A 14289-nucleotide genomic window follows, 5' to 3' on the forward strand; every position below is an offset into this window, starting at 1 on the left:
AGGGTTCTTACAATAAGATGTGATTATTAATATTTATAAGTTGATAGTATTTAGTTATATTTAATTGTAAGTTATTGAATGTCAATATTTACCGGAAGTATGCCGTTGCAGGAAATATTTTCTAAAAATTGAATTCCGGCTGTTTTTTGAAATTCTTCAAAATCCTGATAGACCTGAATTACCCCTGAAGCCTTTTTAAGGTTTGGAATAATAGGTAAAACATACGGGTTTCCGAAAACATAAACGATGCATTTTTTAGTCTCAAGTAAATCAGAAAGTAATTCTAAAACTTCATTATTGATTTCGAAATTATGCATTGGTTTTGCTTTTGGAACAAATAATGCAATCAAAATGGTTTCGAAATTTTCTAATGCTGTTTTTATGGTTGAAATATCGGAAGATTCTAAATTTTCAAAAGCAAATTCAGGAGATTCTAATTTTGAATGTAAGGTTTGAAAGAATGTATTTCCGACACCTTTATATAAACTTAATTTTGCTAATTGATTGTTTTTTTGTGCTTCGAAAGCTAATTCAGTATTCGAATTGTCTATTATTTTTGTAATTGCATTTTGGGCAATTTCAAGATTTAATTGGGATGCTTTTTCGAAATCTAATTCACCTGAAGTAAAAATTTTATCAGACAAAATGCCAACTTTTTCTTTGGCTTTCATGATTCTGTTGAAGCTTTCTTCGATACGTTCCGGCGAAGCCTTTTTAAGAATTGACTCAATTCCTTCGGGAACATTTTCGGCAAAACACAAAACATCATTTCCTGCATTGAAAGCTTCCCATTCCAGTTCTCCTTTGGTTTCATACAACTTAGAAACGCTGTGCATATTTAACGCGTCAGAAATTACTAAACCGTCGTAACCTAATTGCTTGCGTAAAAGAGTTTCGATAATGGATTTTGATAAGGTTGCCGATGTGTCTTTTCCGTCGTTTAAACTCGGAACGGCAAGGTGGCCAATCATAATAGAATCGACATTATTTTCGATTCCTTTGATGAAAGGATACAATTCGTTTTCTAATAATTCTTCAAGCGTTTCGTTTAGAACCGGTAATCCCAAATGCGAATCGATATTGGTATTTCCGTGTCCTGGAAAATGTTTCAGGCAGCCTAAAACGCCAACTTCCGACATTCCGTTTAAATATTCAATCGAAAAATCAGCGACTTTTTCTTTATTTTCACCAAAAGAACGATAGCCAATAACCGGATTATTTGGGTTATTGTTAATGTCTGCCAAAGGCGATAAATTATAATGAATTCCGGCAGCCTTAAGGTCTAAACCAATCTGTTTCCCCACTTCGTAAACCAGATTTGATTTACTTTCCGGCAAAGCACCAAGTGTAATGGCATACGGATATTGCGGAGTTTTTTCGATACGCATCGCCAATCCCCATTCGGCATCAATACTGATTAAAAGTGGAGTAGAAGCGGCTTTTTGGTAACGAACGATCAGGTCTTTGATTTTTTGATAACTATCATCATTAAAAACGACTTGTTTCTTGCTTTCGTAGTTTGTAGCGGCACTGGCACGACTGTGAAAAAAGGTGAGTCCGCCAATATTATGTTCTTTTATCAAACGTTCGGTTTCCTGAATATTTTCTTCGGTATCATTGATGAATACGGCGGGAAAAAAGAATTGTCCCACTTTTTGTCTTAATCCTTGAGGTGTTATTTTCATTATTATAAAGTCTTTTTCATGCAAACACTATTATCCATTTCTTCATAAGGCGGATAATTTGGAATGATGGTATAATCTAATTTTTGATATAAGTTAATGGCTTCCGGCTGATTTTTTCCGGTTTCCAGAATGGTACAAGCATACTTTGCTTCGGCAGCCCAAATTTCCAATTCGGCTAAGACAGCAGATGCAATTCCTTTTTTGCGGTAGTCAGGATGTACAAACATGCGTTTGATCTCGACGGTATCGCTTTGTTTTTCTCTAAAGGCACCGCAACCTACGGCAATTTCATTTTCATAATAAACGATAACGTGTTTTATGGTATCCGTTTTATTATACTGATTGTAAAAGGCGTGATCTTCTCCATCCCTGATTTTTAAATCCTGATCTAATAAAACTACCAGGTTTTTAAAATCAATATCGTCAGAGTTGGTTCTTTTTAAGCTGGTCATGATAAAATATGCTAAAATTGATGCTTATTTAAGCTTGCTTTTCTTTTGTTTGGCAAGCTGTGTTTTGGTGTGTAAGGCTTTTTCAAGTCGGTTTTTGAAACGAAAAAGTTTAGGTAAACCTTCTAACCGGTCTTCGAGAGTGATTTCTTCGTAAACGATAATGGCTTTTTCTAAAACCCTGATCTCATTGTCCAGATCAAGTTGATTTTTGTAGATCGTTGCCAGTCGGTCATAAGGATGATTTCCTTTAAAACCTTCGCTAATATTTTCTTCGTATAACGCAATTGCTTTCTCAATTTCTCCTGCTTTTTCCAATTCAATTGCTTTCAGGTTTCGTTCAACCTGGATGTTTTCATTGATTTCCATGGGCGTTATATTGTATAGCTGTTATTCTGTTTTTTTACCGAAATCTTTTGGAAAATCTAAAAATCTGGAAAGTACCAAACCGGGAATTGTGGCAAGTAATACCCAAACAAAGAAATTTTCGTAACCTAAATATTTTTGTATAAAACCACTTAGCATTCCCGGAAGCATCATTCCCAATGCCATAAAACCAGTTGCAAGTGCATAATGTGCTGTTTTGGATTCTCCTTCGGCAACATGTATTAAATACATCATAAAACCTGTAAAACCAAAACCGTATCCAAATTGTTCCAGAATAACAGTAATGCAGGTATACAGGTTAAGAGGAGAATTGATTTCGAAAAAATAAAAATTTAAATGGAGATGAAAAATCGCATCCGGCTGAAAATGGGCTAATCCGATAAAACCAATAATAGGAAGATGCATAGCCAGAAACATAGGAAGCATCCATTTGGTAAGGCCGTGTTTAGAGATGGCAATGCCTCCCAGAATACCTCCAATGGTCAAAGCAAAAATGCCTAAAGTTCCGTAAATTATTCCAACGGCTTCAGTATCTAATCCCATTCCGCCCAACTCTTTTCCGTCCAGTAAAAATGGGCTTAACATTTTAAGTAACTGAGATTCTCCAAGTCTGAAAACCAGGATAAAAGCCAGAATAACCCCAATTTGTTTTTTTTGAAAGAAACTTATAAATATAGTGGCAAAGTTTTGCTGGTGTGCTTTGTCTTTACTTTCAATTGTATGTATTTCATTTTTTGGAGTAAAAATGAAATTGTAAATCGTAATAAATGTCATCAATAAACCAACGAAAATCATGGTATACGACCAGGCTTTGGTATTGTCTCCGTATTTATGTTCCAGGTAACCGGCAAACAAAACGATTAATCCGTTTCCGGCAAGCATCGAAAGCCTGTAAAAAGTACTTCTGATTCCCAGGAAAAAAGATTGCTGCTCTTTTGGTAAGACCAATAAATAAAATCCATCGCTGGCAATATCATTAGAAGCCGAAGCAAAAGCCGCAACCCAAAAAATAGCTAAGGTCATGATGAAAAATCCACTTGCGGGAATTGTAAAACCGACTAATAAAAAGGCAATCGAAATAAGCAATTGCATCGATAAAAACCATTTTCTTTTGGTTCCTGTTAACTCTATAAACGGGCTCCAAAGTGGTTTTATAACCCACGGGAGGTATAATAAACTGGTGTAGACGCCAATATCTTCATTTGAAATACCCAGATTTTTGTACATAATGACAGAAACTGAGATGATTACAGCATACGGCAGGCCAGATGCAAAATTAAGAAGCGGAATCCAGAACCAGGGTTTATTATCTGTTTTCATTAGGTTGTGCAGGTGAATAGAGTTTAAATGTCTTTTTTAGGTCGATCGTAGTCGGGGTACTTTCGTTTGCAAAATAATCAATAAATGTTACTGCACAAGCTTTGTACTGATTCATTTTTTCGGCAGGGATAGAGAATAAAATAGTTCCGTTAGTTTCGCAAACGGCAATTTTATCAATTATTTTTGTAGCGTCGTTGATGTCTGTTTTAGAGGTGCTTTCTCCTCCATAAAGTACGATATAGCGCACCTTTGTATTCAATGGCGCTTTAATATTGAAAGCATAGTGAACGCTGTCTTTTTGATATTCGTTCACTACCGGAATGTCAATAACAATATGTTTTAAATTTGGCACTGCTGCCGGAAGAGCAGGGTACTTGTATTGGTTTTCTTCTAAAAGGCGCACGATATCAAAGTTTTTAGTCATAAACCATTTAGAACTGAAATACGCACTTCCGCCTACTTTTTTGAAACTTCTTGCAAAATCAATCTGTGTTGGGATTTCAGTAGCAAAATTCCAGCTTTTGTCGCTGTCGCCTCTGATTTTATAAGACGCATGACCAATATAAAGGGCAGTATTATTAGAGTTTTCGGACCACCATTTTACTAATTTCGAGTAAGAAGCCCTTGGATTATTCATACTCCAATACAATTGTGGCAGGATGTAATCGATCCATTTCTGATCCATCCATAAAACCGGATCGGCATATAAATCGTCGTAATTTGAAGTCGATTGTGTTTCAGAACCTTTAGGGTCAACTGATTTATTACGCCAAACCCCAAACGGACTTATTCCGAACTGAACCCACGGTTTACTGGCTTTTATTGTAGTTGAAATTGTATGTACAAAGTTACTTACATTGGCACGACGCCAATCTGAAATGCTTAAGCCTGCACCATATTTTTTATAAGATGCAGTATCATTAAATACTTTTCCGGGAACGGTATACGGATAAAAATAGTCATCAAAATGTATGGCATCGATATCGTATTTATCAACGACTTCTTTTACCACTTTGGTCAAATGTTCCTGAACTTCAGGTAAGGCAGGATCATAATAATATTTTCCACCGTATTCGATCATCCATTCCGGATGCTTAAAAATATCGTGATTTGGGCTTAATAACTGTTTGTTTAAGTCGAAGGTCGCACGATACGGATTCAGCCAGGCATGAAATTCAAAACCTCTTTTATGTGCTTCTTCGATCATCCACGCCAATGCATCGTAATACGGATTGGGTGCCTGACCTTCTTTTCCGGTTAAAAAACGGGACCACGGCGCCAATTCTGACGGGTAAAAGGCATCACCAACACTTCTAATCTGAACAATTACGGCATTGTAATTTAGTTTTTTATAGGCTTCTAAAATCTCCAGATAATCTGCTTTTTCTTTTTCAACACCGTCTATTGCTGTTTTTGGCCAGTCGATGTTGACTACAGTAGCAATCCATACCCCTCTGAACTCGTTTTTAGGGTATACGATTTTTTCCTGTGCGTTGGAATTCCATCCAAAGAAAAATAAAAATAGAATAGAGAATAGTAGTAGCTGATTTTTATGCATTTCAATCTTTTTTAACAGAAACCAAAAATAGTTTTTTTAGCGGACTATAGTAAATAATTCATAAATTATAATTTGAACGCTATTTATGTGGATTTCATATAATTGATTTTTGTTTTTTTTCCGGTTCTTTTTTTGATAGGATAGTAATCAGGCAAGAATCTAAAAATAGGTAACAAAAAAACGGGGCATAACACAATGCCCCGTTTTTTAGCATATTTATATTGCAGGATCTGCAGGGGTATTGGTATTATTATTTCTTTCAGAATCCGGATAAGGGTACCAGTTACGGTTTCTTTCGGCACCGGCTGTTCCTGCAGCAGGACGTTCAAATCTTCTGCTGTCTTCAAATTTTAAACCTGACATGTACATTTCGATACAACGGTTTCTGTAAATTTCGGTTAAAATAGCTGGTTTCGTTACCGCTCCGGTATATGGCGCCAGGTTTGCCCCAATTCCGTAAGCATCTGTTGCGGCTGTTTTGGTCAAAACTTTGTTGAGTTCAATAACGGCTTGTGGTAAGTTGTCTTTTCGGGCGTATGCTTCTGCTACAATCAGTGTCATTTCACCAGGTAAATAAACGGGGATTGATTTGATGTTCGTGTCAAAGAAACCAGTTGCTGTTGTAGGATTTGAACCGGGTTTGATATAAAAATTCAATCTTCCGTCAGCACTTGAAGGAGCCAGGGCTGCCGGCAACCCTAATGTTAAATCAACCGGTTGAAATACATTGTTTGTGGTAATCGAAATATAGGCAATTGGGTTTGGACTAATCTGATCGAAAGCGAATACCGATTTTGCCGAAAGATCTACTTTGGTCGCATAAGCGATGGCATTGTCATAATCTCCGGCCATTAAATAGGTTCGGGCTAAAAGTGCGTAAACGGTATTTTTGTAATTAACCGTACTTACCAAACCTGAAACACCGGTTGCTTTTTCCAGATATGGTTCTGTTGCTTTTAAGATTTTAATAGCTTCGTTTAGCACATCGGTTCTGGTATCAAAAGTGGCATTTTTTCCTGTTTTTAGGGGAACACTTTGAAAATATTGTACCAGGGTTGTAATTGCCATTGCTTTAAAAATAGTGGCATGAACCAGAACACTTGCTTTTTCATTTTCGGCTGTTAAAACATCGATATGATCAATTACTTTTTGCGATTCAGCTTTAATCACAAGACATTGTGACCATAGATTATTTACTACATTATTTTTGGTAGAAAGCACTTCGCCACCAACAGAAAGTTCTCCTTCGTCAACATTTCCGGCATTTAGTAAACGGAGTTCTTTTGTTGTAAATCCGTTACCGGTAATGGTATTGTAAACTGGGCTTGTTCTGTCAATACTCCACAGTTGCTGCAATCCGTTTGCGGCACCAATAAGACCTTCACGAGAACCAAAAACTAATTCCTGAGACGGTTTGGTTGGGTCTAAATACTCTTCATTGCAACTGATTAAAAGTGATGCAAAGGCTACTATAGGGATGAATATTTTTTTCATGATATTTTTTATTTGATTAAAACTGAACTTTTACAGCCAATGAGTAAGAACTAGGAATTGGCACTGTTCCAAAATTGTATTTCGCAACCGAAGATTGTCCGCCGGAATTTGTTTCGGGATCGAAACTTGTAAATTTATCCCATGAAACCAGGTTTCTTCCACTGGCGGTAACAATTAAATCATCGAAGAAATTGTTTAATTTTCCAAAAGAATAGTTTAAAGATACCTCTCTTAATTTTAAGTAACTACCGTCAACGACCCTGAATTCTTCTACATTGTAAACAGACCAGATATAGCCGCGTGGTAATTCTCCGTTAAGTTCTTTGGTAACCAATGTTCCGGATCCAACCCCTTGTCGGGTTCTGTAATCAGCATCAAAAACATCTACGCCCTGAACACCATCAAATAATACAGATAAACCAAATTTTTTGTAGTTCAGATTTGCTCCAAACGAAATGATATAATCCGGATTTGGATTTCCAATTTGTTTGTTCAGAATCGTTCCTGTTGGTTGCCCGTTGGCATCTCTTTGTGGTGCACCGGTAGTTACGTCCCCTTTTTCAGTTTGAGGATATCCGCCAGGGGTCAGCAATAAACTCCCATCTGCATTTCTGGCAAAATAAGTACCGTAGAAAATCCCGATAGGTTTATCCATTTCAACAAAAACAGGCGCCCCGGCTAAATTGCTATCCAGTTTAAAACGTTGTTGCGGCAATCCTGTTACTTTGTTTCTGTTGCTGCTGTAGTTTACAAAAACATCAAGGCGTACGTTTTCTTTTTTAATAAGATCGTATTTAAGATTCACTTCGAATCCTTTATTGTTCATTTGTCCGATGTTCTTGATCGTGTTTGTTGCTCCTTCAGAAGCTGCTAACTGCACCGGCAACAATAAGTCATCAATATCAGCATTATAATAACTAAAAGACAGGTTCAGACGATCTTTGATGAATCCAAAATCACCACCTACTTCATACGTCACACTTTGTTCCGGTCTTAAGTCTAAATTTCCTTGCTTGAATCCTTCAATTGTAAAAGTACTGTTTCCTAAAAGTGTTCCGGTAGCATAATTGGTAAAACGGGCATAAGGTTTAATAGCGGTTAAACTACCTGATTTTCCCCAGGAACCTCTAAGTCTGGCAGAACTCACGATATCATGAATGCCTTCCATAAATTTCTCATCAGAAAGCACATAACTTAAACTTGCTTTTGGATAAAACTGGGATCTGTTGTCTTTAGAAAAAATCGTCGAAGCATCTTGTCTTCCTGCCACGGTTACATATAATTTATCTTTGTAACCAAAAGTTTCCTGAAGATAATAACCCCACAAATTGTACCTGGACTGGCTGGAACTTGGTGAACCCGGAATTAAAGTATTAAAAGCATTTATGGTTTCGATAAAAGGTTTTAAGTTACGTCCTTCAACAGCAGCAAAATTATCACGGTAAGTCTGCACATTATAACCCGCATAAGTGGTGGCTTTCCAGTTTGGGCTGATATTCCAAAGGTATCTTAAATTCAGGTCGTTATTAAACTGAACCACTCGGTTAGTAGCTTCAGAAACATATCCATCATTATAATAAGCAGGGTTAACCGTGTAGGTGTATCTCGGGATAAATACATTTCCTCTTTGGTTATAATTGTCTAAACCAAAAATCATATCGGCATTGAAGTTTTTAAACGGAACATAGTTCAATTGTAAATCTGTAATAATACGATCTGTATTTTGTTTGATTTTGAAATTATCTATAATAGAAAGCGGATTAATCCTGTTAGGGTCAACGGCTAAATAATTGCCATTGGCATCTTTTTGTTTAATATCGTACGTATTATTGGTAATGTTTATAGCGTTAATAGGACTCCAGAAAACGTTTCCATCCGGTTTTTCATTTGAACCTGAATTAATGTAATTCAATCCTACAGTTGCCGATAATTTCGAATTGAAATCGTGTTTCAGTCTTACTTTTGCACCGGCTCTTTTAAAATCGGTATTTTTAATGATTCCTTCGTTTACTAAATAGCCAAGCGAAGCAAAATATTTTGTTTTTTCATCTCCTCCTTGTAGCGAAAAGTAAGTATCAGTTCCCGCTCCCGTAGTAAAAATATCATCCTGATAATCGTATCGTTGTACATTTGTCGTTCTCGTTTCAAGATCTCTTCCTAATACATTTACTGTAGTAGAACTGGCAGGATTTCCCTGAATAGGAAACAAAGCAGGAGAAGTGCTTACAAACTGTTTGTCAGACATATTCAGGTCTAATTTTTTTCGAATTTGGTTAGACGTTACACTAGTCGAAAAAGTATATTTGGTTTCACCGGCTACACCTTTTTTAGTCGTAATTAAAACCACTCCGTTAGCAGCTCTTGAGCCATAGATAGCTGCGGCCGCTCCTCCGTTTAATACTTCAACACTTTGTATGTCATTCGGATTAATATCTGAAGATCTGTTTTGACCAATTTGCATATTAGAATTTCCGGTGGTTACATTTAAGTTGGTCACATTGGTCGTGGCATTATTTAAAACAACCCCGTCAATAACGTATAACGGATCAGAAGAACCTAATATAGAAGAAGTTCCTCTTAGTTTAATACTAAAGCCCCCTGCAGGATCACCTGAGTTTTGAGAAACCTGGGCACCGGCAATTTTACCCTGCAAAGCGGTCGAAAGTCCGCCTGGCTGCGCTTTTACAAGGTCTTCGCCCTTTAAACTGGTAACGGCATTTCCGAGCTCTTTACGGGTTGCACGAACAGTAGATCCTAATACAACTACTTCAGAAAGTGTGTTGAGCTCCTCGGCCAGTTTAAGATTAATTGAATTCGTGTTAGCTGAAACTTTAACTTTTTTGGTAGCAAACCCAACAAAACTAAAAAGAAGCGTTTCGTTTTCGTTTACTGCAATGCTAAATTTTCCATCTAGATCGGTTACGGTACTTTTAGATGTTCCTTCAATTAGAACCGATACTCCTGGTAGAGAAAGTCCATCAGTTTCACTTGTAATTGTACCGGTTACGGTTTTTGATTGGGCAAAAACGGGTTGCGCAAACAAGATAATTCCAAATAAAATAAATAATAGTTTTTTCATTTTAAAATTTTTGTTTAGTTAGAGAATCTAAATGTAGAAATTATTTTTAATTAATGCCATTTTTTGCGTCTTATTTAATTTAATCTGTATAAAATGCATAATAATGCATTTTATTTTTTGGTTTAATGTTTATTTTTAATTTAAGCCCGTGATTTTTAAATTGGCATCCTTTAATCGTGCATAATAATGCATTATATTTTATATTTGTTAAAAAAATCAGATGCTTAAAAGGGAAAGACATCAATTTATCATGAATAAATTTAAGAATGTCGAAAAAATCAATACAATAGATCTCGCACTGGAGTTAAATATCTCCGAAGATACCATACGCAGGGATTTTAATGAATTGAATAACAAAGGCCTGATTGATAAAGTATATGGAGGTGCCTTTCTGGTAAAGGATAAGCCAAAGAATGTATTTGATATCGCGATTATCAATGAAGATAAGAAGATGATCGTGGGGCAAAAAGCCTTATCGTTTTTAAGTGAAGGACAGGTAATTATCATGACTGGAGGAACTACCAATTTATCTTTTTGCAAGCTAATTCCGCTTGATTTTTCTGCTACTATTTATACCTATAGCCTGCCTATTGCCATGCAATTGTCGCAGCACCCTCATATAGAACTGATTTTTATTGGAGGAAAACTAGAGAAAAATGCCATGGTAACTGTGGGCATAGATGTAGTTCAGGTGCTCTCAAAAATTAAGGCCGATGTTTGTTTTATAGGTGTGAGCAGTTTAGATGTCAATCAGGGGATTACCGAGATGGGATATGAAGTTTCGGTTATTAAAAAAGAAATGATCAAAGCTTCGGCTAAAGTCATTGTTCTGGCAACTTCAGACAAGATCAATGGTAAAATGCCCCATAAAGTTTGTGACCTGAATATAATAGATGCTATCGTAACCGAATTAAGCCCTAACAGTCCCCGAATTAAAAATTTTGCCGATGCTGGCGCCCGGTTGTTTTGAGTCGCAAGTTATTTTTTGCGCTGGCATTATAAATAGCAGTACTGAATTTTAATAAAGAATGATATATTTGAACCTAATTTCAAGGAAATAATAGAAAAGGCGCAGCTAAAAATAAGGATGAAACAGTTTGGTATACAATTTACAATTTCGAGTAGTGTCATTCTGATAATTGCGGTATTCGTTTTTTTTGACTCTCCAGCTGTGTTTGCACTATTTTTTGTGCCTGTAGTACTTTTGGGTACTGTTACAAACCTAATTTTTTCGGGCATAATTTATTATATAAACGAAAAAGTATCTGTATTCGTTTCGGTATTCATTTTTATAATATGTGCCTGGTTCCTAAAAGTAATAAAGAGTAACTATGACGAATATAGCAACTATGAAAATTGGCAATTCTACCATCATCAACAGATTATATCTACCAAATTAGATTTGATTATAGCTAAGAATTTGTTCGGTTTTCAGTTCTGTTTATTTATGATTTTACTTAATTTGTTTTCAGGGTTTATTGCGCTTTTGATAAAGTATTATAAAGCACGAAAAAAAGCAAAGTTGTATTTAGAAGAATAATACCAGTAAACCTGTTTAGTGATGTAACCTGCTGTTTCCTTTGTGATTACATAAGCATTTTAAAAAAGGCGTTGATTATTTTTGGAAATAAATTGTTTAATCCTGATTGTTAACTTAAATAAAATAATGGGAACAAGTATCAAATGTATAATTCCAAAAGAAAAAGAATATGCTCCGTAAGAAATAAAGCAAAAATGACAGGCTGTTTTTTAAAGATTAAAAGCTGATTACGAATTCGGTAGGCTTCGCACAGCGGGTTAATTTCTCTAATTTTTTAATTTCATTGGTTTCCATAAGGCGTACATTTTTTAGTTGTAACTTGTTAATCATTTTACAATTAGATTTTCATTATTTTTATTGTAAGAAAAATTGTACTTTTGGTTGGCCTGGATAAGAAAGAAATAGATTGCAGAGTATCAAATCATTTTTGGCCGTATGGTACAGCGATAAATATGTTTTTTACCTATTGCGCTTTATTATACTTAATTATTATCTTTGAATTATGAGCACACTTACAAAACCAAACCACATAGGGCGAAAAATTAGCCGTATTCGTGAACTTCGTGATATGAAACAAGAAGCTTTGGCACAAGCTTTAGGAACCAACCAACAGGCAATATCTGCAATTGAAAACAGTGAAACTATAAGCGATGAAAAACTTATTGATGTAGCAAAAGCTTTGGGAGTAAGTGTTGAAGCTCTTAAAAATTTCTCAGACGAAGCTGCAATTAATTATTTCAATAATTTCTATGATAATAGTATCGGCGGAGGAAATGGAACATTTAATAATCATTGTACTTTCAATCCTTTAGATAAATTAATGGAATCTATAGAAGAAAATAAAAAGCTTTACGAGCGTTTATTACAGGCTGAAAAAGATAAAATTGAGTATTTGGAAAAAATATTAAAAGATAAATAATCATTTGTAAATATATATTAAATAAAAAAGAGACTTGCGGGTCTCTTTTTTTATGCTGTATCATTAATCCGATCTGCAAAGTTTCTTGGCTTTACAGCGACAATGCTCATTAAGAACAGCTTAATTAGTGAAAAGTTCAGAAGTTAAAAAAGAAATATTGGAACGGGTACGAAGTCGGGAGACTTCGCATAGCGGGCTTAATAGATTTAAAGGATAAATCTTGGTATTTGGGATAAGTTACTTTAGTGTCCGTTTGATAGCGCAGATTGGCAATCCGTGCCCTTAAAGAGAAGTTTCTCAGGTGTTTGTAGCGCGAGTGTTCCCTCATGTACATACAGTAAAACAGTTTAATCATTATCTGCATAGTTTCTTGCCGAACCTTATTTCCAGTTTGCAGTATTACTTACAAAGACGTTTCTATTAAAAAAACTTTGAGTTCATGAGCGGGATGCCAGTGCCAGCGGGAGATTGAATTATTTTCGGCTAAATCAAAAAGGCTGGTTTTTATTATTTAATACATTTTGAGGAAAACCGTAAGTTTCTTTCATAAATATTTGTTTTTTTTGGACATAATAAATAGTAACATTTTGAATAAATGTTTTATAGTGTTTTCCACTTTATATTACGCTATTTTTTCGTAGGAATTTTAAACAAATAAAAATTATTATATGAAATTAAATTACCTCATAGGATTCTTTCTGCTTCCGTTGTTTGCTTCGAATGCTCAAAGTATTTCTGCAGAGTTGATACCTTATCAACTTTTAAAAGAACCAAAAATTATCATTGACGCAGGTTCTCGTCAGTATTCAGTTACAGTTAGTTCTCCTTACAATTTAACAAGCGATGAAGTTTATGCTCAATCTAAAACCGATTTTCAGAACGAGCTAAACAACTTTGATAAAGTAAATGCCAATAGCGAAAAAGAATTTCAGCAAAAACTAGCCGATTATGACGCTGATGTAGCAAAAGCAAATGCTAAATATAAGTCAGAATCGGAAGAATTTAAAAAGCTTTCCTTGTTAGAACGTTTAACCCTTACAGATAAAGGCCAAAATCCTAAACTTGTTCTTCCAAACAGGCCACTTTATGTAGCTCCTATTAAACCTGTTTATCATGAACCCAATCTTCAGAACTATGTTATTATAGATAATAATGTATTGGCTTCTCAGATAAATATTGATGGATTTAGTAAAGACGGAAATTATCTTACTATTTCATTAGACATAAAAAAGACAAATTTTCAGGATAATTCCGGGCAAACATATGCTAACCAGCCGACTACATTGATTGTGAAGCAAAATGGACAAGAAAAGATAAATAAAACTTTTTTTCAGGAATATAAATATATCAGTTCGTCTCCTACAAATAATATCAACAAACCTTATGAAGAGCAAATGCATTTAAAAAAAGTGGTGGCTTTTATAAATGAATATTTAAACCAGACATTTGCTTTTAAAACAATAAAATACAGCGTAAAACTTCAAAGCGTTAAAAATAAAGGGCAATATGATGATTTAGAAAAGGCAGATATTTATGTTTCGACTAATTTAAAAAAACTAAATCCTACAAATCCACAAATTAATACTGCTGCCCTTACAGGAATGCAAAAAGGAATAGATATCTGGAAAGAAACACTTACTAAGGTTGACTTTAAAGATCCAAAAGCTGATTTTAATGCTAAAATTGCAAAGTTTATTTATTTTAATTTGATGAATCTGAATCTTGCCCTGGATAAAAAAACGGATGCAGAAAAAGTACTCAATGAGATGCAGGAAAACTTAATTTATATGAAATTAAATTCAAATGAAGAAACAGAATTAAAAGCCATCGAAAGCCAAATTTATAAAACTACATAAAA

At 35.1% G+C, this 14289-nt stretch carries 10 protein-coding genes; 3 read left to right on the forward strand and 7 right to left on the reverse strand.

The genetic code is table 11. The features are described from left to right. Positions 1–71 precede the first annotated feature (71 nt). The 7 genes from ACHRWY_RS19040 to ACHRWY_RS19070 all read right to left on the reverse strand — a co-directional run bounded on the left by ACHRWY_RS19040 (position 72) and on the right by ACHRWY_RS19070 (position 9972). Positions 72–1685 (reverse strand): glycoside hydrolase family 3 protein, encoded by a 1614-nt coding sequence (locus ACHRWY_RS19040; protein ID WP_395356793.1) that lies wholly within the window; start codon positions 1683–1685, stop codon positions 72–74. Positions 1686–1687: 2 nt separating this feature from the next. After that, positions 1688–2137 (reverse strand): GNAT family N-acetyltransferase, encoded by a 450-nt coding sequence (locus ACHRWY_RS19045; protein WP_395356794.1) that lies wholly within the window; start codon positions 2135–2137, stop codon positions 1688–1690. A gap of 24 nt (positions 2138–2161) precedes the next feature. Beyond that, positions 2162–2503 (reverse strand): hypothetical protein, encoded by a 342-nt coding sequence (locus ACHRWY_RS19050; protein WP_395356795.1) that lies wholly within the window; start codon positions 2501–2503, stop codon positions 2162–2164. Positions 2504–2524: 21 nt separating this feature from the next. Next, a complete protein-coding gene (locus tag ACHRWY_RS19055) occupies positions 2525–3841 on the reverse strand; it encodes an MFS transporter (RefSeq protein WP_395356797.1) in 1317 nt (438 codons plus the stop codon). Continuing rightward, the gene (locus tag ACHRWY_RS19060) at positions 3828–5399 is read right to left on the reverse strand and encodes a glycoside hydrolase family 10 protein (protein WP_395356798.1); all 1572 of its coding nucleotides are present in this window, start codon (positions 5397–5399) and stop codon (positions 3828–3830) included. The genes ACHRWY_RS19055 and ACHRWY_RS19060 overlap by 14 nt, the downstream gene beginning before the upstream one ends. A gap of 216 nt (positions 5400–5615) precedes the next feature. Further along, complete coding sequence (locus ACHRWY_RS19065; RefSeq protein ID WP_395356800.1) at positions 5616–6893, reverse strand: RagB/SusD family nutrient uptake outer membrane protein; 1278 nt, start codon at positions 6891–6893, stop codon at positions 5616–5618. Positions 6894–6909: 16 nt separating this feature from the next. After that, positions 6910–9972, reverse strand: coding sequence for a SusC/RagA family TonB-linked outer membrane protein (locus tag ACHRWY_RS19070; RefSeq protein ID WP_395356801.1), 3063 nt, complete (start codon positions 9970–9972; stop codon positions 6910–6912). A 220-nt stretch (positions 9973–10192) separates the two neighbouring features. On the opposite strand from ACHRWY_RS19070, the gene ACHRWY_RS19075 reads away from it, so the two are divergent. The 3 genes from ACHRWY_RS19075 (at position 10193) to ACHRWY_RS19085 (ending at position 14287) form a co-directional block, all read left to right on the forward strand. Beyond that, entirely contained in the window at positions 10193–10942 is a 750-nt protein-coding gene (locus tag ACHRWY_RS19075) for a DeoR/GlpR family DNA-binding transcription regulator (protein ID WP_395356803.1), read from the forward strand. A gap of 1072 nt (positions 10943–12014) precedes the next feature. Further along, the gene (locus ACHRWY_RS19080; RefSeq protein WP_395356804.1) at positions 12015–12431 is read left to right on the forward strand and encodes a helix-turn-helix domain-containing protein; all 417 of its coding nucleotides are present in this window, start codon (positions 12015–12017) and stop codon (positions 12429–12431) included. Between the two features lie 668 nt (positions 12432–13099). Further along, positions 13100–14287 carry a hypothetical protein gene (locus ACHRWY_RS19085; protein WP_395356805.1) on the forward strand — a complete coding sequence of 396 codons (1188 nt, stop codon included), beginning with the start codon at positions 13100–13102 and terminating at the stop codon, positions 14285–14287. Positions 14288–14289 lie beyond the last annotated feature (2 nt).

Origin of the sequence: Flavobacterium sp. FlaQc-48, assembly GCF_044007335.1 — a bacterium.
GTDB lineage: Bacteria > Bacteroidota > Bacteroidia > Flavobacteriales > Flavobacteriaceae > Flavobacterium.